This is a genomic window from Haematobacter sp. (assembly GCF_032102465.1).
In the GTDB taxonomy this organism is placed as follows: domain Bacteria; phylum Pseudomonadota; class Alphaproteobacteria; order Rhodobacterales; family Rhodobacteraceae; genus Haematobacter.
In genome coordinates this window covers 60,130-80,736 of record NZ_DAMDHB010000009.1, presented here as the reverse complement: position 1 = coordinate 80,736, position 20,607 = coordinate 60,130, and the positions used below count along the sequence as shown (strand labels likewise).

Here is a 20,607-nt window from a genome sequence, read left to right as displayed (position 1 = left end):
AAATGGACCTGATCGACAGAAAGATTATCAGTGAGCTTCAAAAGGACGCGACCCTGCCCATCGCCCAGATCGCCGATCGGGTGGGCCTGTCGCAAACCCCTTGCTGGAAACGGATTCAGAAGCTCGAACAATCCGGCGTGATCCTGCGGCGCGTGGCGCTGATGGACGGGATGAAGATCGGCTGTGCGCTCACCGTTCTGGTGGGGATCGAGGCGCCCGACCATTCCGCCGAATGGCGGGAGCGATTCGCCGCCGCCGTCAGCGCGCTGCCGGAAGTGATGGAGGTGCTGCGCATGGCGGGGGACATGGACTACCTCCTTCGTGTTGCCGTCTCCGACATGGCGGCCTATGACGCCTTCTACAAACGGCTGACCGACGCGGTGATGCTCAAGAACGTCACGTCGCATTTCGTGATGGAGAGCATCAAGGCCACCACCGCCTATCCGGTTGATACGTCAAGCCGGTGATGCCTTGCCGAACCCGCCCGGCGATGTAGCTTCAACGTGTTCCCCCGGTCGCTGACCGGGCGGACGATATTCGCTGACGGAGACAGGACATGACCGTGAAGGAACATTTCGAGAGCCGCGACTGGGAGCGCATCACCGCGCTGCCCATGCTCGTTGGCGTAGCGGTCACGGCGGCGGATCCCAGCGGGCTGTGGGGTGCGATCAAGGAAAGCGCCGCCATGGCGAGCGAGCTCCGCCGCGCCAAGGCTAATCCCGAGGACAACGACCTGATCGCAGCGGTGGTTGCCGCCTATGACAGCGCGGATGAGCGTCAGGTGGTCACCGAAATTCTGCGGGCGGAGGTGCGCAACCGCAAGCCGCCGGAAATCGTGGAGGACATCGTGGCGGAGGTGGAGCGGCTCATGCTGCTCGCCACGGTGAAACTGCCCGATGAAGCCCCCGGCTTCGGCCGCTGGCTCATCGAGATAGCGCGGCAGGTGGCGGAGGCGGCGACGGAGGGCGGCTTCCTCGGCTTCGGCGGCGAGCCGGTAAGCCCCGAGGAACGCGCCACGCTGGACCGTCTGGCGCTGGCGATCCGGGTCGGCAGGGCGTGATCCCGGAGCGATGACGCGATCATGATACGCACCTACGCCATTGGCGACATCCATGGCTATATCGACGAGCTGCGCCGCGCCCACCGGTTGATCGCGGAGGATCGCGCGCGGACCGGCGATCAGGATGCGCCCGTCGTGCATCTGGGCGATCTGGTGGACCGCGGGCCCGATACCGCGGGCGTGATCGACCTGCTGTCGGAGGGCATCGCGGCGGGAGAGCCGTGGGTGGTGCTGAAAGGCAATCACGACCGCATGTTCGCGGGGTTCATGGAGGATCCCGCGCGGCGCGATCCGGGCCTGTCCGATCGCTATACGTGGCTTGCTCCCGCGCTGGGAGGGCTCGATACGCTGGCCTCCTACGGGGTCGGCACGGAGGGGCGGGAGGTGGCGCAGATACAGGCTGACGCGCTTCACCGCGTGCCCGAGGCGCATCGGGAGTTCCTTGCCGGACTGCCCACGTCCTACCGTCGGGGTGATCTGATGTTCGTCCATGCGGGCGTGCGGCCGGGCGTGCCGCTCGATGCACAGGCGGAGGACGATCTTGTCTGGATCCGCTCGCCTTTCCTTGAGGATACGCGCAACCACGGCGCCTTGATCGTGCATGGCCACACCGCGCTTGATGCGGCCACCCACCACGGCAACCGGGTCAATCTCGATACCGGCGCAGGCTATGGCAGGCCGATCACCGCTGCGGTCTTCGAGGGGCGGGATGCGTTCATCCTGACCGATGAGGGGCGCGTGCCGCTGCGTCCGCCCTACTGACGATACCTTGCAGTAACCCCGCCGCCATGCACAACTGCCGCCCGGACCTAAGAGATTTCCGGGAGGGAAATATGACGGATATCGTGATCCTCGACGGTGCGCGGACTGCTATCGGCGGCTTTGGCGGCTCGCTTTCCGGTTTTGCGCCCACCGCGCTCGGCGCGCTGACGGCCAGGGCCGCGCTGGAGCGGTCGGGCGTGGAGCCCGGGCAGATCGGCCACGTGGTCTATGGCCATGTCATCAACACCGAACCGCGCGACATGTATGTCAGCCGCGTGACCGCCATCGACGCCGGTGTGCCTGACACGGTGCCCGCGATGAACGTGAACCGGCTCTGCGGCTCAGGCGCGCAGGCCATCGTCTCCGCCGCGCAGGCGCTGATGCTGGGGGATGCCGATTTCGCGCTGGCGGGCGGCGTGGAGGTGATGAGCCGCGCGCCCTACATCCTCAAGGACGCCCGCTGGGGCCAGAAGATGGGCGACGTGAACGCGGTGGACATGATGCTCGGCGCGCTGAACTGCCCGTTCGGCACCGGCCACATGGGGGTCACGGCGGAGAATGTGGCGGCGGAATGCGGCATCACGCGCGAGGCGCAGGACGCCTTCGCGCTGGAGAGCCAGACCCGCGCTGCCCGCGCCATCGCCGAGGGCCGGTTCAAGGGACAGATCGTGCCGGTGGAGATCGTCACCCGCAAGGGCACGACGGTGTTCGACACCGATGAACACCCGAAAGCCACGAGCGGCGAGGGGCTTGCCGCCCTGCGCCCCGCCTTCCGCAAGGATGGCACGGTGACGGCGGGCAACGCCTCCGGCATCAACGACGGCGCGGCGTCCATCGTGCTGGCGCGGGCGGAAGCGGCGGAGAAGGCCGGGCTGAAACCGCGGGCGCGCGTGCTGGGCTATGCCCATGCGGGGGTGCGGCCCGAGGTGATGGGCCTTGGCCCGATCCCGGCGGTAAGGGCGCTGATGGAGCGCACCGGGCTGACGGCGAGCGATTTCGATGTGATCGAGTCGAACGAAGCCTTTGCCTCGCAGGCGCTGGCCGTGTCCGACGGTCTGGGCTTCGATGCGGCGAAGGTGAACCCGAACGGCGGTGCGATCGCGCTTGGCCATCCGGTAGGCGCCACGGGCGCGATCATCACGCTGAAGGCGCTGGCGGAGCTGGAGCGGACGGGCGGGCGGCGCGCGCTCGTCACCATGTGCATCGGCGGCGGGCAGGGCATCGCCATCGCGCTCGAAGCCATCTGAGCCGAACGCGGCACGCGCCGGATCGGAGCGTGAGCGGCGGGGGTGGAGGACCGCCCCCGCATCTCCACCGCATGGGCGCGCATTGACGGGGGACCCGACCAGCGTTCGGGGAAACCCATGCCGCAGGAGCGCAACCCGGATACGGCGGAGGTATCCCGACCTGCGGTCGGGGAAAAGCCGTCGGGACGCCAGACAACACCGTCGGGACTCCGGGCCCTTTCGGCAGGTCAGCGGGCCCTTCCGGCAGGTCAGCGGGCTGACTTCCAGGCCTTCTCCCGGGGCGGGGTCGTGGCGCTTCGGCGGCCCGTAACTCCACCCGGCCTGTTGCGTGCTTCCTGTCGCGCGCAGTCGGGGGGGGAAGCTCGATGCGGCGCCGCCCTTTTCATGGGCGTGAGGCGCGGTACGAGCAGGGCGCGCAGTTTCCTTGCCCTTCCGCACGGAGCCGCGCCGTGGCGTTTTGACGGCCTGTGTCTGAGGTCGGAACGTCCGTGACAAACGGCTGGTGAAACGTGCAGTGCTGCTTTTTGCAGGAGCGAAAGGCGGCGGTCAGGGCAGGGTGGGACGGCGCAATTTTCTGACCGGCAGGCCGTCGCTGGCCAGGATGCGGGCGAAGGCGGCCTCGATGCCCTCATGGACCACCGCCATGGCGTGGCCGTTGGCGTGAACAAGCCGCCCCGCGTCCGCCACCATCGCGACATGCCCTGTCCAGAACACCAGATCGCCACGCCGCAAGGGGGTTCCGGGCGGCAGTTCCGCGCCCATCGCCTCGCTCGCAGCCTCTCGTTGCAGATCGCTGTCCCCGGGGCAGGCGATCCCGGCGGAACGGAGCGCGAGCTGCACGAGGCCGGAGCAGTCGATCCCCTCCCGGCTGTTGCCGCCCCAGAGATAGGGTGTGCCGAGCAGCCGCTCCGCCACATCGACCGGGTCAGGCTCCAGCGTGTCGGCGGGGCGCAGGTGACTGCGGGGCACGAACCAGCCGTCCGTCGTCTCGGCAAAGGCGCCGCGTTCGTCCACCACATGAAGCCGGCTGCCGAGGGAGAGGAGCCTCGCCTCGCCCCGCTTGATGTCGGGGTGCCAGTAGGCATGGGTGGCGGGGGTCGCGACGCGGTGGGTCGCCTGCCCTGCGGGTTGCCCCAGAGCCTCCTCCCGCATCCAGCCGACATAGCCGTCGCGCCCGGACTGACCGAAGGCATGGCCCTCCTGCCGGTCGATGACAAGGAACGTCTCTCCAAAGATCATCTGCCGGTTCCTGATGCCGCCCGGCGCGTCCAGCAGGTCGGCGGCGGTGCGGATCACCCGGAGCGGCTCCCCCGCCACATAACGTTCGGCGGGTACGATGCCGCGCAGCGACTCAAGCGCTACGCGGCCGTTGGCGGGAGTAAGGCGGGGATCGCTCACAGCGACAGAACCTCCGGCAGGGCGGAGAGGATGGCGCGGCCCGCCTGACCGGTGCCGCCCTTCGTGCGCGCGGGCGCGGCGGCTGGCTGCCAGCCGTAGATGTCGAAATGGGCATAGCGTGCGGCGACGAAGCGGCGGAGGAACAGCGCCGCGGTGATTGCGCCCGCCATGCCGCCGGAGGGGGCGTTGTCCAGATCGGCAATGCCGGGTTCGATCATCTCCTCATAAGGCTCCCAGAAGGGCAGGCGCCAGATCGGGTCGGCCACGCGCCCCCCCGCGGCGGTGAGCGCGGCGGCAAGCGCGTCGTCATCGGTGAAGAAGGGCGGCACATCCGGCCCCAGCGCCACCCGCGCGGCCCCGGTCAGCGTCGCCATGGAGATGACCAGATCGGGCTGCTCCTCATCCGCCAGCGCCAGCGCATCGGCGAGCACGAGCCGCCCCTCCGCATCGGTATTGTTGACTTCCACCGTCAGCCCCTTGCGGGAGGTGAGGATGTCCTTCGGGCGGAAGGCCGCGCCGCCGACCGCGTTCTCCACCGCCGGGACGAGGACGCGAAGCTGAACCGGCAGGCCGAGCGTCATGATCGAGCGCGCCAGCCCCATGACGTTCGCCGCGCCGCCCATGTCCTTCTTCATCAGCAGCATGGAGGAGGAGGGCTTCAGGTCCAGCCCCCCGGTATCGAAGCACACCCCCTTGCCGACGAGCGTGAGCTTCGGCCCCCGCTCGCCCCAGCGCAGGTCGAGCAGCCGCGGTGCCCGCGGGCTGGCGCGGCCCACGGCGTGGATCATGGGGAAGTTCTCCGTCAGAAGTTCCTCACCCCGGATCACGCGGGTCTGTGCCCGGAAGGGTTCGGCCATTGCAAGGAAGGCCAGCTCAAGCTCCTCCGGCCCCATGTCGGAGGCGGGCGTGTTGATGAGATCGCGGACCATGGTTTCGCTGGCAGCCAGCGTCTCCAGCCGGGCCGCGTCGATCCCCGCGGGGGCGACGAGGCGCGGCTTGTCGGCCAGAGGCTTCTTCGGGCGATAGCGGTCGAAGCTGTAGCCCGCGAAAAGCCAGCCGAGCGCCGCTTCCTCCGCCATCTCGGGCGCGAGCCCTTCCAGTTTCCAGACCCTTGCGGGCAGGTGCGGCACCGCGCGGGCCACGGCAAAGCGCCCGCGCTTCCGGCCCGCCGCATCGCCAAGGCCGAGCACCGCGCCAAGGGGCGCGCCATCCGCCCCCGGCAGGAGCCGCAGGTCGCCGAGACGCGCCTCGAATCCTGTTGCCGTCAGCCAGGCGGCCACCGGGGCGGGCTGTTGCCCCAGCCAGTCGCGGAAGGCCGCCTGCTCCACGAGGTGAAGGGGCAGGGCGGCGCCATCATCGGCGGCGAAGGTCTGGCTCATGGGTGCTCCGGTGTCAGTCTGCTGCGACTCTGCGGGTGAGCCTAAACCTCATTTCCGGGAGAGCAAACCCCGGCGTCACGAGGTGCTTTGGCTCGGGGCGGAGAGCGCGGGAGAGGGCATGACGTTCGACAGAGCCGATCCGTGGAAATCCTTAACGGCAAGAAGATTGGCCGCGACGTGCCCCGGCACACGGCGGCACGCGGCGGCAGAACAGGAGAGCCCGATCGGCGTTCGGAAAGCCGCGATGGTGACGCCGGGAGGCTTTCGCAGCCTGCCTCCCGCAACCCGCCTCACCGGGCGCGGCATGCGGGGACATGGGCGTATCCGCTCTCAGGTACTCGGAACGGCAGGCCGAAAGATGCCGTGCCGAAAGGGGTCGTGCGGCGAATGGGGGGCAAAGGCGCGAACGCCACCGAAGTGGTGGGCAAGGCGGTGACGCGCCCGAATGCACGGTGGAACGCCGGGCTGACAGGGAGCGTTTGAGCGCGGGCCTATGGGGTGGCCGGTGTCCGCCCCAAAACGGCCCCGAGCGAATGGCGCCTCGCAGTCCAGAGCATGCCCGTGCGGAGGATATCGGCTTTGCCGCGGGTCGGCCGCCCGGGGCAGGGGTCGCAGGTGAGGGCGTTATCGTCCAGCCAGACGCGCTGGTGGCATCCGATGGAGCCTTGCCCGGGTGCAAAGCGCTTAGCAGACTGCTGAAAAAGGCTTCTTGGGCCTGTGTTGGAGGGGAAATTGTTCGCCATCTGACGAAATGCAGCCGGAAATCTATATACTTCCGGGCGCTTCCGGGCCGATTTTCCGATTTCCGGCACATAGGCATGACACTTCAGGACTTTCCAGCAGCCTGCCAGGTGTCAGGTTAGGTGGCGCGATTGCAGCTGCTCCGCTCATGCCCGTGGCGCTCCCTGCCTGCGCTCCGAAGCCCGCCGTCGCGATGCCGAAAGCTCGGGGGTTGCACTTCACCGCGAAAGAGGATGGAGTCCGCCCGCTTCGTCAAAGGAGAACCCCGATGCTGCCGATCCGCCCTCTGCCCGGTTACCTCGTGCAACGCTATCACGGCTGGAGAGCGACGATCTGGGAGGACAACCACAACTGGTATCGCCGTCTGGCGGAAGACGGCCAGCGGCCCCGCGCCATGGTCATCGCCTGCTGCGACAGCCGGGTGGACGTGGCCTCGATCTTTGGCGCGGATTCGGGCGAGCTGTTCATCCACCGCAATGTGGCGAATCTCGTGCCGCCCTATGCGCCCGACGGGGATCATCACGGCACCTCCGCTGCCGTCGAATATGCGGTGGAGACGCTACGCGTCGCCAATCTGATCGTCATGGGGCATTCCCGCTGTGGCGGAGTGCAGGGGTGTTACGACATGTGCGCGGGCCATGCCCCGCAGCTTGAGGAGAAGACGAGCTTTGTCGGACGCTGGATGGACATTCTCCGCCCCGCCTATGCCAAGGTGCTGGACTTGCCCGAACCCGAGCGCGTTCCCGCGCTGGAGAAGCTGGCCGTTCTGACCGGCATCGAAAACCTCCTGGGCTTTCCCTTCGTCACGGCGGCGGTGGAGGAGGGGCGGCTCTCTCTCCATGGCGTATGGAACGACATCGGCGAGGGCGGTCTGGAGAGCTACGATTCGACGACCGAGAGCTGGAACGCCGTCTGACGGTCAGGACGGCCGGATGTGGTGTGCCATGCGGCTCGTGGGGCGCTTCGGCAGACCGCGAAGCGGATGTCCTGCTGAGTTGCCGCCGGCCCTGACACCCTGGTCACCCGGAAGCTGCAGGCGGCGCGCTCTGGGGAGCGATGGGCGCGCTGCGATGGGGCCGCTCCCTGCAATCGGCGCGGGGTGATCCGGGTCGGTCGGAAAGCCGTGCTGCGAGGGATTTCTCGCGACAGGCCAGCGTGCGAGCGAACTGGCTTCCACCGAGCCGCCAGAGAGAGACATGTCCGCGCGGTGGGGCTCCCGGTTGAGGAGAAAGCCACGGAAGCGGTTGATCCCGCAGCTTTTAGCCAGGATGTGATCGCAATCCCCGCGGGTTCCCTTGACCACGGTATGATCGTGATACTTGCAGGGTTTCCCACGCTGTTTACGCAGATGCAATGCTAGGCGGAGCCGTTGCGTCAAGGCGAACATCTCGGCGACAGGGCCGAGCAACCTATGGCACAGGGTTCGATCCTTGCGGCCGATGCTTCCGGCGTGAGATGCCGGGGTTTAGCAGGCTGCTGAAAAAGCATTCCACGACTCCCCTGAGACGGGGATCTTTCCCGCACGCTTGAGTGTGCCCCGGAAACCGCCAGGTTTGGCGCGTGACCGGGCAGATTTTCTGGCTTTCGACGCAAGCCTGGGTAGGTGCCTGACTTTTTCAGCAGCCGGTTAGATACCGATGGTGCCGGTCCTCTGGCTGAAGCTGATGGAACGGAGGGAGATTTCCCGCCCCCGCTGCCAAGAAGCGTCACGGGCTGACGTCGTTCTTTCCCACCTGCCCATGACAGTGCTTGATTTGCGACGGTTTCCGACACACCTTTCCAGAATGACGGCGCAGATCCCTCCCTTTCCGACCGGCCAGCCCAGCTTCGTACCGGAGCAGGTGAGCTTCGACCGGATGGAGCTCGGCACGATCCTGTCGCTTTACGGGCGGATGGTGGCGGCGGGCGAATGGCGGGATTACGGGCTGTCCTTCCTGCGCGAAGTGGCGGTGTTTTCCGTCTTTCGGCGCACGGCGGAACATCCGCTCTACCGCATCGAGAAACGGCCGCGCCTGCGGGGGCGGCAGGGCATGTATGCCGTGATCGGCATGGACGGGCAGATCCTGAAGCGGGGGCACGATCTGCGTCAGGTCTTGCAGGTTCTGGAACGCAAGCTCATCCGCGCGGTGGAGTGATCTTGCGTGGCGTGAGCCTCAGCGCGGCACGCTGAACGTCACCGCCGCAGACCGTCCCTGACCGTCGATCACCGACAGCCGGAACGTCCCGGGGCCATCCAGCGGCAGAAGCAACTCCCGCCCGCTCCCCTGTTTCACGATGGGCCTGCCATCCCGGAGCCATGTGAACGGAGGTTGACCGCGTTCCACCCGCGCGGCGACATGACCGTCCAACGGTTCCACCACCGCACCTTCCGGCGGGAAGGAGAGAACGGGGCCGTCGCGACGGGCGGCCTGCGGGGGGCGAAACCGTTGGAGCGGAAGCGGGAGATCCGCCGTCGGCAGGAGCAGCGTGGCCGGCGGCGGCAGCGGCAGCGGGTCGAGCTGCGGCTTCATGAGAGAGAAGGCCTCGAACAGCACAGGGGCCGCGAACTCCCCGCCGAAGGCGCCGGGCACCGGCGTGCCGTCCGGCCTGCCCATCCACACGGCGATCACGGTGCGCCCGTCATAGCCGATCGCCCAGGCATCGCGGTGCCCGTAGGAGGTGCCGGTCTTGTAGGCCAGCCGGTTCGCGGGTGCACCGGGCGGCGGCGCGAGACCGGAGAGGATATCGCCCACCTGCCATGCCGCCTGCGGGCTGAGCACACGTTGCAGCGTCCCGGCCTGTCCGGGAAGGGCGGAAAGGCGGAGCGCCACGCCGCCGCGGGCCAGGGCTGCATAAAGCTGGGCCATATCCTCCAGCGAGAGGCCGATCCCGCCGAGCGCGATCGCCAGCCCCGGCTCCGCCCCGACAAAGCTCGGCTCCAGCCCCGCGCGCTTCAGGGCGGCGAGGAGGCGGGCGGGGCCGAGCGCCTCCGTCAGCGCAACGGCGGGAATGTTCAGCGACATCTGCAACGCCTCCCGGGCGCGGACGGTGCCGTGAAACTGCCGGTCGAAGTTCTGGGGCGCGTAGGTGCCGAACCGGGTGGGCTGGTCCTCCATCAACGTCTCGGGATGGGCGAGTCCCGCGTCGAAGGCCAGCCCGTAGATCAAGGGCTTGAGCGTGGATCCGGGGGAGCGGGCGGCGAGCGTCATGTCGATGTAGCCCTGCCGGTCCTCGGCACCAAAGGCTGCTGCCCCGACGGAGGAGAGGATCTCGCCCGTGCCATGATCGGCGATTACGATGGCCGCAGACACCCTGTCGCCCCGCGGCGCGACGGCGCGGGCGGCGAGGCTCTCCATCGCGATCTGCAACGGTGCGTCGATGGTCAGGCGGAGCGGCGAGACACCGGGTTCCGCCGCGACCATCCGGTCCGCCAGATGGGGCGCATGGGCGGGGAAGGGCAGCCGCGCGGACGGAACGGGGGCGGCCAGCGCCTCCGCCAGCGCGGCAGGCGTCAGCAATCCGGCCCCGGCGGCACGGCGGAGCACGTTGTCACGCCCGATACGCGCGGCCTGCGGGTTGCGGTCGGGACGGCGGAGGGTGGGAGCCTGCGGAAGCGCCACCAGCAAGGCCGCCTCTGCGGCGGTCAGGCGGCGTGGCTCCTTGCCGAAATAGGTGAGAGAGGCGGCGCGCACCCCTTCGATATTGCCCCCGAACGGCGCGAAGTCGAGGTAAAGGCTCATGATCTCCGCCTTGCTCAACCGCCGCTCCAGTGCGAGCGCCACGCGGATCTGGCGGAACTTGCCGGGCCATGCGCCCGTGCCGCTGTTCTCCAGCAGGCGAGCCACCTGCATGGTGAGGGTCGAGCCGCCGGAGACGATCCGCCCCGCGCGGAGGGACTCGCCTCCCGCCCGGATCAGCGCGCGGAGATCGACGCCCGAATGGCTGTCGAACCTTTTGTCCTCGAAGGCGCGCAGCATCGCGAGATAGGTTGGATCCACCTGCGCCGCGCTGGCGGAAAGCCGCCATATGCCGTCTGCAACCGTGTAGGGACGCAGGAGCGTGCCATCCCGCGCGACCACCTCCACCCCGGTGGCGACGGTCAGCGGCGGCAGCACCGTCCCGTCGATCCAGCGGCTGAACGCATCCCGCCCGCCCGCAGAAAGGCCCGCGATCACCACAAGGGCGAGGATCAGGCGGGCCAGCCGTTTCATCAGGGGCCGACCTCGGCCACGCCGGTTGCGGTCACGGCGCGGTAGTCGGGCCGGTACATGTCGGCCACGCTGGCGGCAGGATGATGATAGCGGCCCGGAGTCACCGCGCGAAGGATATAGGCAAGGCGCAGCACCTCCACCCCGTCGCTGTCGATCTGTGCGACGAAGCGGTCCTCCCGAAACTCCGCATGGGCAACGGCTTCTGTCGGTTGCAGCCAGTCGAGCTGGGAGAGATCGCCCGCGCGGAGCAGGTTCGGGTTGTCGATCTCCAGCCCTCCGGGCAGGGGATCGTCGATGACAAGGCGCGCGGGCACCGTTTCGGTCGGCGTCACCTCCAGCACCGCGACCAGCCGCGTTCCGGGGGCAATCGGGCCTTCGACCGGCTCTCCCGAGAGAGTGGTGTAGCGGCGGGTGATCGCATAGCCCTGGCCGCCCGCGGGCTCCGCCACCGCGGGCACGCCGAAGGTGGTGAGGGTGAGCAGGCTCGCCGCGCCGCCGGTGTTGCTGACGCTGACGGGCGCCGCAGCGTCAGCATCCGACAGCGCCTGAGCGGCGCTGCCGGAGGCCGGAGCGCCATTGATGGTGATGTCTTGCGCCCCTTCCGCCGAGAGTGCGTGGGCGGCAAGCAAGGTCCACGCGGCCTCCTGCGTGGAGGCGGAGCCGGTCGCATCCTCTCCCAGCCTTGCGATGATCAGGTCGAGGGGGGCCGCGCGACTGCCCGCCTCGGCGGCAAGCGCCACCACCCCCGCCGCGTCGCGCCGGTCCGAGCCGTAGTCATCCCGTCCCGTGCGTCTGCCGGGTGCGGTGAGGCGCTCCAGCGCTGCCTTGCCGGCCTGCGTGAACAGCCGGTCCGCGCGGGGCTGGTCCCCGATCGTGGCAAGGGCCGCGCCAAGCTGGGCCGCCGCGAGCGGCGTGTCGAAGGCCGCCGCCTTCACATCCGCATAGTAGCGCAGATCGTCCACCGGTGCGCGGCCCGCGCGGGTCAGCACGAGCATCGCATAGGCCCAGGGCCCGCCCCCGGTATCGAAGTCGGGGGCGAAGGAAAGCTGGTTGCGCAGGTTGTCGAGCGCGCTGGTCAGCGCCCGCTCCGGCACGGTGCCGCCCTGTTCCCTGGTGCGAAGCAAGACATCGGTCGCATAGGCATCGAGCCAGAGATCGCCCGATCCCGCCTGCCACAGACCGAAACCGCCGCTGGCCGACTGGTTCGCGAGGATGCGGGCAACGGCCTTCCGCGTCGCATCCTCCGCAGGCGGCAGGCCCATCCCCGCGAGCGTATCGGTGAAGTAGAGCAGCGGCAGCAGGCGGGACGCCGTCTGCTCCGTGCAGGCATAGGGGTAATCGGCGAGAAGCCTCAACAGCCCCGGCACATCGAGCCGCGCCTGTGGCCCCACCGCGAGCGTGGCCCTCCCCGTGCCGGGAAAGTAGTTGGCGAAAAGGTCGCGGTCGAAGCGGAGCGTCTGGCCGGGGTCGAGGGCGATGCGGCGCGTCTCGCTGACCATCGGGTCGTTGCGGCGGACGGGGATCGCCACGTCCTGCGTGAGCCTGCGGCCGTCGGGCGTGGTGAGGGCGACGCCGATCCGCGCCTCGCCCGGCGCGAGAGCGGAGAGGGGCAGCGCCACCTCGGCCGTGCCGCCTTCCGTCAGTTCGATCGCCTCGGGAACCGGCGCGGAGAGCGTCAGCCCGCTCGCCGTGACGGCAAGCGGCATCCGCCCCGCCGCCCCTCCCGCATGGGTGAAGCGGAGGAGCAGCCGGCTCTGATCCCCCGGAGCGAGCACGCGGGGGGCGCTTGCTTCCACCACCACGGGGTCGCGCACGGTGACATCCGCAGTGGCCTGCCCGACACCGGTGTCCGACCAGACCACCGCCATGAGCCGCACCGTGCCGTTGAAGGCGGGCAGGTCGAAGCTGGCCCGCACGACGCCATCCTCCACGGGGAGCGGGCCGGAGAAGAAGGAAACCGGCGCACCTGCGGGGGGCTCTCCCTGCATACGCGATTGTGCGCCCGCATCGCCGCCCGAGCGCACGGTGCCGGACGCGCCGCTCAGCCCGTCGATGAGGCGGCCGTAGATATCGCGGATGCCCACGCCCAGCCGCTGCTGGCCGAAATAGTGCCCCTCGGGGTCGGGCGGCGTGAAACCGGTGAGGTTCAGGATGCCCAGATCGACCGCTGCGATGGTGGCGTAAGTGCCGGGCTCCGCGCCATCCACCCGCAGCACCGCCTCCATCGGGGCACGGGGATCGGCGCTGGCGGGCATGTCGAAGCGCGCGACGAGCCGCCTGGCTCCCGGCGCGATGGCGGCATGGGCGAGGCCCATCGCACGGGCCGGGTTGTGGCCCGCCGCCTTGTCCAGCGGGCGGAGGAGCGAGGCCGTCACATAGGCGCCGGTGCCCCAGTCCTCCGTCACGGCGAGATCGACCACAGCACCGCCCGCGGGCACGGTGACGGCCCGGCTCGCGATCACCCGGTTGGCCAGCACGGTCACCAGCGCCTGCCCGCCCTCCCGCGAGGTGATGCGGAAATGCGCGGTGTCGCCGGGGCTGTAGCTCTCCCGATCCAGCGAGACCTCCAGCCGGTCCGGGGTGCCGCTGCCCTCCACCGCGCCGTACCAGCCCGCGTCGAAGCCGACGGAGCTTCCCACCGGGGTGCCATCCGCCGCCTCCACCCGCAGCTCGTAATGGCCCCAGTCCACACGGGGAGCAAGGGCGAGCGGGGCATCGGCCGGGATCCGCGCCTCCCCCTCCGCCACACGTGCGCGGGTGGTCACGGGTTGCCAGTTCCATGCGCTGTCAAGGTTGAACCACTGGTAGCGCGTCTCCACCCGCTCCAGCGTCCAGCGGACGGGCAGGTCAGCACGGGTGAGCGCCGGGTCCAGCGCGATGACATCGAACCGGGCCTCGCCGCCCTCCGGGACCGGGCCTTCGTTCGCGGGGCGGATGCCGATGACCGGCGTTCCGGGCAGGACGGGGGCGACCGTCCGCCGCTCCACCGGCCGGCCGGAGCCTTCGGCGACGCGCAGGACGATCTCCGCCTCCAGCGGCCGGGCAGGGGGCAGATCGACCGGCGGCAGGGTGAGGGTGAGCGGCAGGGTTCCGTCCGGCCCGGTGCGAAGGCCGGAGGGGAGCGGGGCCATCTGCGGCGCGAAAGGGTCATCCTGCAGTCCGAAGCGATAGCCCGGCCAGTCGGCAAGCGAAGAGGCTGCGCGGAGCCGCACCTCCCCCTCCACCGCCAGATCGGGCGCGGGCGGCCCGAAGAGATAACGCGCGGCCACGCTTCCCTCCGCCACCGCGCCGAGCCGCAGCGGGGTCCGGGCAAGCGTCAGCGTCACGTCGATCCGCTCGGGCAGGAAATCCTCCACGAGGAAGGTCCGGCTGGCCAGCGGGCGATCCGCCTCGGCCAGAATGTCGAGCCGCCACAACCCGCGTGCCGCGTCCGGGCCGAGTGGAGCGGACCAGACATGGCCCCCGGCGCCCAGGTCCGCGCCGGTCTGCCGCGTATATTCCACCCCGTCGGGGCGCGTCAGGCGGAGCGTGAGCGGCAGCCCGGTTTCCGCCGCCGCCCTGTCGTTCCGCGCGAGCGCGGTGACGTTCACCGTCTCGCCGGGCCGATAGACGCCTCTCTCCGTCGTCACGAACACGTCGATCGGCGGCGGCGCCTCCCGGCCTGCAACACCCCTGTCCGACAGGTCGAACTCCGGCTCCGTCAGCGACAGGAACGAAAGGTCTTCCCCCCGACGGAGCGTGAGAAGCGCCGGCGCCCCCGCGCCCGCTCCGCGCAGCAGGGGCAGGGCAAAGGCGGCACGGCCCGTGTCATCCGTCTCCGTTGCCGCGAGCACGGCATTGCCCTGCGAGAGGAGCGAGACCTGTACCCCGGCCAGTGGCTCCGCCGCGCCAAGGCTCTGGGCAAAGACCGTCAGCCCGTCCGCGCCGGTCATGCTGGTCACACCGATATCGCTTATGACGAACCATTGCTGCGGCCGGGGTGTGTCGCTGTCTGCCGTATCCGCGACGGTGGCGCGAAGGACATAGACGCCCGGCTCCAGCGGCCCGGCCGCAGCGAGGGGGAGGCGGGTGGTGATCTCCCGGTTCAGGGGGGCGGGCACCTCTGCCGTGCCGCGCCAGATCTCCTGGGCAAGCTGCGCGTCGAAATCCTCGATCCGCCAGGGGGGCAGGGGGGTTGCGAAGAGCTGCTCCTGCATCGCGCGGACGAGTGTCCTGTCGCTGACGCGGGAAAGGACGAGGTCGAGCCGGCCCGCGTTCACCGTCGTCACCGGAAGCGCCGCCTCTCCCGTCCGGGGCAGCTCATAGGCGCGTCCCGGAAACCACGCGGCGGGGCTGCGGTCGCGCACATAGGCGGTGAGCGGCGTATCGGCACGGAGCACCTCGCCCCGCGCGGAGGGCAGGCCGCGCCGGAAGGTCAGGGTGTAACGCTCGCCATGCCGGACACCGCCGATGCAGATCTGCTGGCCCGTCGTCTCCACCGAAAGCGCGGGATCGGGCAGGCGGACGAAAGGCGCATAATCCACTCCGGCGGGGGCCAGCGGCTCGGAAAAGACGGCGCAGATCCGGGGCCGGTCGGTGGCGGTGTCGATCTGCGTATCGGTCAGGCGGAAGCCGTATTTGCCGATGGCCTCGTCCAGCGCCGCGGCGGTTTCAGGGCGCGCCGCCAGCGTCTGGGCCAGCCGCAGCGCCGGGATCATGTCACGCCCCCGGCCCATCGGCTCCAGCGTCGCGGCGAGTTCCGTCAGGGATGCCGCGCGGGCAGGAGGGGTCTCCGCCCGGAGATAGGCGTTGATCGCGGCGGAGAGAGACTCCTGCAAGCCACCCCAGCGATCCTCCGCCTCCGGGGCAAGCGCGGCGCGGCGGGTGAGCAGGGCGTAGCGGGTCCAGTCCCCGCTGTCATCGGTGAGGGTGATCGCCTGCGCGGCAAGGTCCGCGGCCGTCTGCCACTGGCCTGCGGCGCGCGCGGCCTCCTCCTCGTCCCGCAGCGTGGGGAGCGCGCGGCCCTCTGCCGGGTGGCGCGCGGCGAAAGCGGCGGCGCGTGACCGGGCCTCTGTCAGATCATCAGGGGTCAGGAACGCCGCAAGCTCCGTCGCCCGCGCAGCGCCCCGGCTTCGCGCGGCGGCAGAAAGCGTGATGACCGGGCCGGAGACCGCACCGGAATAGGGCGAGGCCGGGCCGGCGGCGGATTTTGGAAAACAGGCGCCCGACCGGGCATTGAAGGTCATGGCCACACAGCGGGTATCAGCCAGACAGGCGCGTGCGCAGGCATCGAGCGTGGTGCCGAAAATCTGGCGGATATCGCCGCCCGGAATATCCTGCCCGCTGGTGAGCGCCATGCGCCGTTCGGGCACCATATCCTGTGCGGGGAGCATGGTTGTGCCCGCCATGAAGACCAGCGCCGAGAGAAGGCCGAAAGACAAACGCATGACACTTCTCCGGTTGCCGTTGGGCGATCTGCTGGGCGATGTTGCGTCGGGGGTGGCACCCCGTGCGCTTGCTCAAGGATAGGGGAAGCCGCTGGCCTGACAACCACAGGCGCCCGCTTCCGTGCAAATTCCCGTGTCGTGACCTGGTTGCGGCCGGGGCAAAGGTCTGTGTCGCAGACATGGACGACACTCGCGGTCGAGGTTGGGCGCAGCCGTTGCGGTCGGCCCCGGGGGCGGCGGCATACCACATCCGGGTGGCTGATGAATGACTGATGGGTGGCGGGCCCTGCCATGATGCGGGGCGCTCGATACCTGGTTGCGGCGATGGCGCTGGCGGGCGGTATTGGCGGCGGTACTGGCCGAAGTCCGGTCGTTCGGAAGGCATGGGCTTCTGAAGATCGCCTTTGATAGAGGTCAGGAACAGTCGCGACGCTGGGCCTGCAGGCCGCTTTCCGGGGCAGCCCGACGGGGTTCCATCCGGCTGATCCGCGAGGAAATCTAAGCACGGGCGGGTGACCGCTCGGCGCGGCGCGAGGGCGGGCATGCCTTTTCCTCGCCGCAACTTGGCCTTTGCGACCCGCGCGATACCTTTGTGAACAGGCCGCTGAAAAGCCGGGCTCCTACCTGAGCTTGCGTTGAAAGCCAGAAATCGGTCCGGTCATGAGCCAAAACTCGCGGCTTCCGTGGTGCTGTTCAGCAAGGCGGGGAAGATCTCCGCCCATGGGCAACCGCGGAATGCCTTTTGGGAACCTGTTAAGGGGTCTGCGGCGAGGGAAGGACATGGCCGGGGGAAATACATAGCCGGGCGAAGGACATGGCCGGGGGAAGTGAATGGCCGGAGTGACGAAACCCGCAAGCGCGGCACCGGGCGCCGGGCAAAAGTCCGAGGGGAGGAAAAGTCACCTCGCGCTTTGGATCGCGATGGCGCTGGTTCTGGGCGTCGCCGTCGGCGGCTGGTGCCATGCGCAGGCGGCAAGCCCCGAAATGGCGGAGGCCATCGCGGGGCGGTTCAACATCGTGACGACCATCTTTCTGCGGCTCATCAAGATGATCATCGCGCCGCTTGTCCTTTCGACCATCGTGTCGGGTATCGCCAGTCTCGGCGATGCCAAGGCGGTGGGCGGGCTGGCGCTCAGGGCCATGGGCTGGTTTGTCACGGCTTCCCTCGTTTCGCTGCTGATCGGGCTGGTGATGGCGAATATCGTGCGCCCGGGGGCGGGCGTGAACCTGCCCCTGCCGGCAGGCCGCAGCGCTGAGGGCGTTGAAACGAATTCGCTGAGCCTCGGGCAGTTCTTTACCCATGTGTTTCCCGACAGCATCGTCGCGGCGATGTCGGGAAACGAGGTGCTCCAGATCCTCGTTTTCGCGGTGTTCTTCGGTCTTGCCGTGGGGGCGCTGCCCCGGGAAAGGGCCGCTCCGATACTCGCGCTTGCCGATGCCGTCGCCGCGGCGATGTTCATCGTCACGGGCTACGTCATGCGCCTTGCGCCGCTGGCCGTCTTTGCTGCCATGGCGGCGGTGGTGACGGTGCAGGGGCTGGGGGTGCTGATCGACTACGGCCGGTTCATCGGCGGGTTCTATCTCGCTCTCTTGCTGCTCTGGGCCTGTCTGATCGGTGCGGGCCGGCTGTTTCTGGGGCCGAGCGTGTTCCATCTGCTGTCGTTGCTGAAGGAGCCGATGCTCGTCGCCTTCTCCACCGCGTCGAGCGAGGCCGCCTATCCCAAAACCGTGAGCCAGCTCGAGGCGTTCGGGGTGAGCGGGCGGGTGACGGGATTTGTCCTGCCGCTCGGCTATTCCTTCAATCTCGACGGGTCGATGATGTACCAGACCTTTGCCGCGCTGTTCATCGCGCAGGCCTATGGGATCGAGATGACCTTCAGCCAGCAGGTCATCATGCTGCTGGTGATGATGCTCGCGTCAAAGGGGATCGCGGGTGTGCCGCGGGCGTCACTGGTGGTCGTCGCGGCGGTGTCGCCGATGTTCGGCCTCCCGGCGGAGGGCGTGCTCCTCATTCTCGGCATCGACCAGATCCTCGACATGGGCCGCACCACCACCAATGTGATCGGCAACGGCCTTGCCACAGCGACGGTCGCCCGCTGGCAGGGCGAGATCGCCCCGGCGGAGAGCAGAGACCGCGGGCCGTGACGGCCAGAGGTGATGGACGGAGGTTAGATCATCTCCAGCGCGGTCCGATGGGTGGGCGGCGGGAACAGCGTATCGAGGAAGGTCCGTGTCTCCTCATCCAGCCTGACTTCGAGCGCGCCCGCATTGTCCTCCACATGTGCCACGCTCCCTGCCTTCGGGATTGGAATGATGCCCGGCCGTTCCAGCAGCCATGCCAGCGCGAGGCGCGCGGGCGAGAGGGAGAGGCTCTCGGCGAGCAACGTGAATTCCGGGTGATCAAGAAGCCGGCCCTGTTCGATCGGGCTATAGGCCATTGCCGGTATCCCGCGGGAGGACAGCCACGGCAGCAGATCCCACTCCACCCCGCGCCGGGTGAGGTTGTAGAGCACCTGATCGGTCTGGCAGCCGAAACCATCCGCTGCCAGCAGCTCCTCCATGTCATCGGTATCGAGATTGCTGACCCCCCAGCTTCGGATCAGCCCGTCCCGTTTCAGCCGCTCCATGGCGATCACCGTCTCGCCCAGCGGCACGTCTCCCCGCCAGTGAAGCAGGTAAAGGTCCAGCCGGTCCGTCCCGAGCCGCTTGAGGCTCCCGCGGCAGGCATCCGGCAGACGGGCTTCGGAGGCGTTCTGGGGATAGGCCTTGGAGACGAGAAACACCTCCTCCCGCCGGCCGCGGATCGCCTCGCCCACCATCTCCTCCGACGCGCCGTCGCCATACATTTCGGCCGTGTCGATCAGCGTGAGGCCGAGATCCAGACCCCTCCGCAGCGTGGCGATCTCCTCGGCCCGGCGGGACGGGTCTTCCCCCATCATCCAGGTGCCCTGGCCAAGTGGGGCTGCCTCTTCCCGGTCGGGGAAGCGTATGCCGCGTTCGTTCATCTGCGTCTCCTTCTGCACGGGAACAATGCGCGCCGTCCCGTTAAGGTTCATCTTCTTGGCCTTCGGCGGCGAGAAGGATACAACGATGCGTCGGAGGTGCCGCATGAAGATCGCAAGTTTCAACATAAACGGGGTTCGCGCACGGATCGAGGCGCTCACCGCCTGGCTTGGCGAGGCGCGTCCCGATGTCGTCGTCCTGCAGGAGATCAAGACCGTGGACGAGGGTTTCCCGCGCGAAGCGATCGAGGACATGGGCTACAACGTGGAAACCCACGGGCAGAAGGGCTTCAACGGGGTGGCGATCCTGTCGAAATATCCGCTTGAGGATGTGACCCGCGGCCTGCCCGGCGACGAGAGCGACGAGCAGGCCCGATGGATCGAGGCGACGGTGGCGGCGACGCGGCCTGTCCGGGTCTGCGGGCTTTACCTGCCCAACGGTAATCCCGCGCCGGGGCCGAAATACGACTACAAGCTCGCCTGGATGGAGCGGCTGGAGGCCCGCGCGCGCGACCTGCTGACGCTGGAGGATCCCGCGGTGCTGGCTGGCGATTACAACGTCATTCCCGACCCGCGCGACGCCAAGCGCCCCGAGGCCTGGGTGAAGGACGCGCTGTTCCTGCCCGAGACGCGCGCCGCCTTCCGCAAGCTGCTGGCGCTCGGCTACACCGACGCGTTCCGCGCGCGCAATCAATCCGCTGGCCAATATACCTTCTGGGACTATCAGGCGGGTGCCTGGCACCGCGATGACGGTATCCGCATAGACCACCTGCTGCTCACTCCGCAGGCCGCCGACCTGCTGTCCGATTGCCGGATCGACAAGCAGGTCCGGGCAGGGGAGAAACCCTCCGACCATGTCCCGATCTGGATCGAGCTTGACGCCTGACCGCAGAAAACCCGTTGCACCCGCCCCGGAGGCCGGTTAAGAGACGTACCAGACGCGCACCCGTAGCTCAGCTGGATAGAGTGCTGCCCTCCGAAGGCAAGGCTACGTCAAGCGCGCCGTGGGTGATGGTTGAAAAAGTTGAGGAAAGCCAAGCGATTGGCGGGACTCGAAGGAAGCAGAGAAACTGCTTACGTGGTCGCGGAAGCGCCGCGGAAGCAAATTGAAGGAAGCTGTAGAGTACGAACGACCATAATCGGCAGTGCTTCCAGCGCGCACCGTTTGCGATCGTTTGAAAGTTGGAATCGAGGTTGACCCTGGTCGACCTCGGACACTATCTGAAGATAAATGCACCCATAGCTCAGCTGGATAGAGCGCTACCCTCCGAAGGTAGAGGTCTCAGGTTCGAATCCTGATGGGTGCGCCATTTCCCTTCGATGACGGCCAACCTTACTCCCCAAGACTGCTACCGAAGGCACAACAAGGGACCACGCTTCAAGACGTGCGTGGCGCGTCTAT

The 20,607-nt window shown here is 68.6% G+C and carries 13 protein-coding genes and 1 tRNA gene; 9 read left to right on the top strand and 5 right to left on the bottom strand.

All coding sequences use genetic code 11. The features are described 5' to 3' along the window. The first annotated feature begins 2 nt into the window (after positions 1-2). The 4 genes from RT513_RS08280 (at position 3) to RT513_RS08265 (ending at position 3,069) form a co-directional block, all read left to right on the top strand. Positions 3-467 carry an Lrp/AsnC family transcriptional regulator gene (locus tag RT513_RS08280; RefSeq protein WP_290685201.1) on the top strand — a complete coding sequence of 155 codons (465 nt, stop codon included), beginning with the start codon at positions 3-5 and terminating at the stop codon, positions 465-467. A gap of 89 nt (positions 468-556) precedes the next feature. Continuing rightward, a complete protein-coding gene (locus RT513_RS08275) occupies positions 557-1,060 on the top strand; it encodes a hypothetical protein (protein WP_088214785.1) in 504 nt (167 codons plus the stop codon). A gap of 24 nt (positions 1,061-1,084) precedes the next feature. Then, on the top strand, positions 1,085-1,822 hold the full coding sequence (locus tag RT513_RS08270) for a metallophosphoesterase (RefSeq protein ID WP_088215024.1): 738 nt from the start codon (positions 1,085-1,087) through the stop codon (positions 1,820-1,822). Positions 1,823-1,893: 71 nt separating this feature from the next. Continuing rightward, entirely contained in the window at positions 1,894-3,069 is a 1,176-nt protein-coding gene (locus RT513_RS08265) for an acetyl-CoA C-acyltransferase family protein (RefSeq protein WP_290685199.1), read from the top strand. A 546-nt stretch (positions 3,070-3,615) separates the two neighbouring features. On the opposite strand, the gene RT513_RS08260 is transcribed toward RT513_RS08265, so the two are convergent. Beyond that, complete coding sequence (locus tag RT513_RS08260; protein ID WP_088214787.1) at positions 3,616-4,467, bottom strand: C40 family peptidase; 852 nt, start codon at positions 4,465-4,467, stop codon at positions 3,616-3,618. Further along, positions 4,464-5,846 carry a M17 family metallopeptidase gene (locus tag RT513_RS08255; protein WP_290685194.1) on the bottom strand — a complete coding sequence of 461 codons (1,383 nt, stop codon included), beginning with the start codon at positions 5,844-5,846 and terminating at the stop codon, positions 4,464-4,466. The genes RT513_RS08260 and RT513_RS08255 overlap by 4 nt, the downstream gene beginning before the upstream one ends. Positions 5,847-6,855: 1,009 nt before the next feature. Here RT513_RS08255 and RT513_RS08250 point away from each other — a divergent pair. Together RT513_RS08250 and RT513_RS08245 are read left to right on the top strand one after the other, a co-directional pair. After that, a complete protein-coding gene (locus tag RT513_RS08250) occupies positions 6,856-7,503 on the top strand; it encodes a carbonic anhydrase (RefSeq protein WP_088214789.1) in 648 nt (215 codons plus the stop codon). Positions 7,504-8,371: 868 nt separating this feature from the next. Continuing rightward, complete coding sequence (locus RT513_RS08245; RefSeq protein WP_088215025.1) at positions 8,372-8,722, top strand: DUF2794 domain-containing protein; 351 nt, start codon at positions 8,372-8,374, stop codon at positions 8,720-8,722. 18 nt (positions 8,723-8,740) lie between these two features. Here RT513_RS08245 and pbpC read toward each other — a convergent pair whose 3' ends face one another. Beyond that, positions 8,741-10,777, bottom strand: a complete 2,037-nt coding sequence (gene pbpC / locus RT513_RS08240) for a penicillin-binding protein 1C (RefSeq protein WP_290685191.1) — start codon at positions 10,775-10,777, stop codon at positions 8,741-8,743. After that, entirely contained in the window at positions 10,777-16,203 is a 5,427-nt protein-coding gene (locus tag RT513_RS08235) for an alpha-2-macroglobulin family protein (RefSeq protein ID WP_290685189.1), read from the bottom strand. Before RT513_RS08235 ends, pbpC begins: the two co-directional genes overlap by 1 nt. 831 nt (positions 16,204-17,034) lie before the next feature. Here RT513_RS08235 and RT513_RS08230 point away from each other — a divergent pair. Beyond that, complete coding sequence (locus RT513_RS08230; RefSeq protein WP_290685187.1) at positions 17,035-18,348, top strand: dicarboxylate/amino acid:cation symporter; 1,314 nt, start codon at positions 17,035-17,037, stop codon at positions 18,346-18,348. A 23-nt stretch (positions 18,349-18,371) separates the two neighbouring features. Here the strand turns inward: RT513_RS08230 and RT513_RS08225 are convergent, their stop codons facing one another. After that, positions 18,372-19,208, bottom strand: coding sequence for an aldo/keto reductase (locus RT513_RS08225; RefSeq protein WP_290685185.1), 837 nt, complete (start codon positions 19,206-19,208; stop codon positions 18,372-18,374). A 103-nt stretch (positions 19,209-19,311) separates the two neighbouring features. Between RT513_RS08225 and xth the strand changes: the two genes are divergently transcribed. Further along, positions 19,312-20,091 carry an exodeoxyribonuclease III gene (gene xth, locus RT513_RS08220; RefSeq protein WP_290685183.1) on the top strand — a complete coding sequence of 260 codons (780 nt, stop codon included), beginning with the start codon at positions 19,312-19,314 and terminating at the stop codon, positions 20,089-20,091. Between the two features lie 347 nt (positions 20,092-20,438). After that, positions 20,439-20,515 (top strand) — tRNA-Arg (locus RT513_RS08215). Positions 20,516-20,607 lie beyond the last annotated feature (92 nt).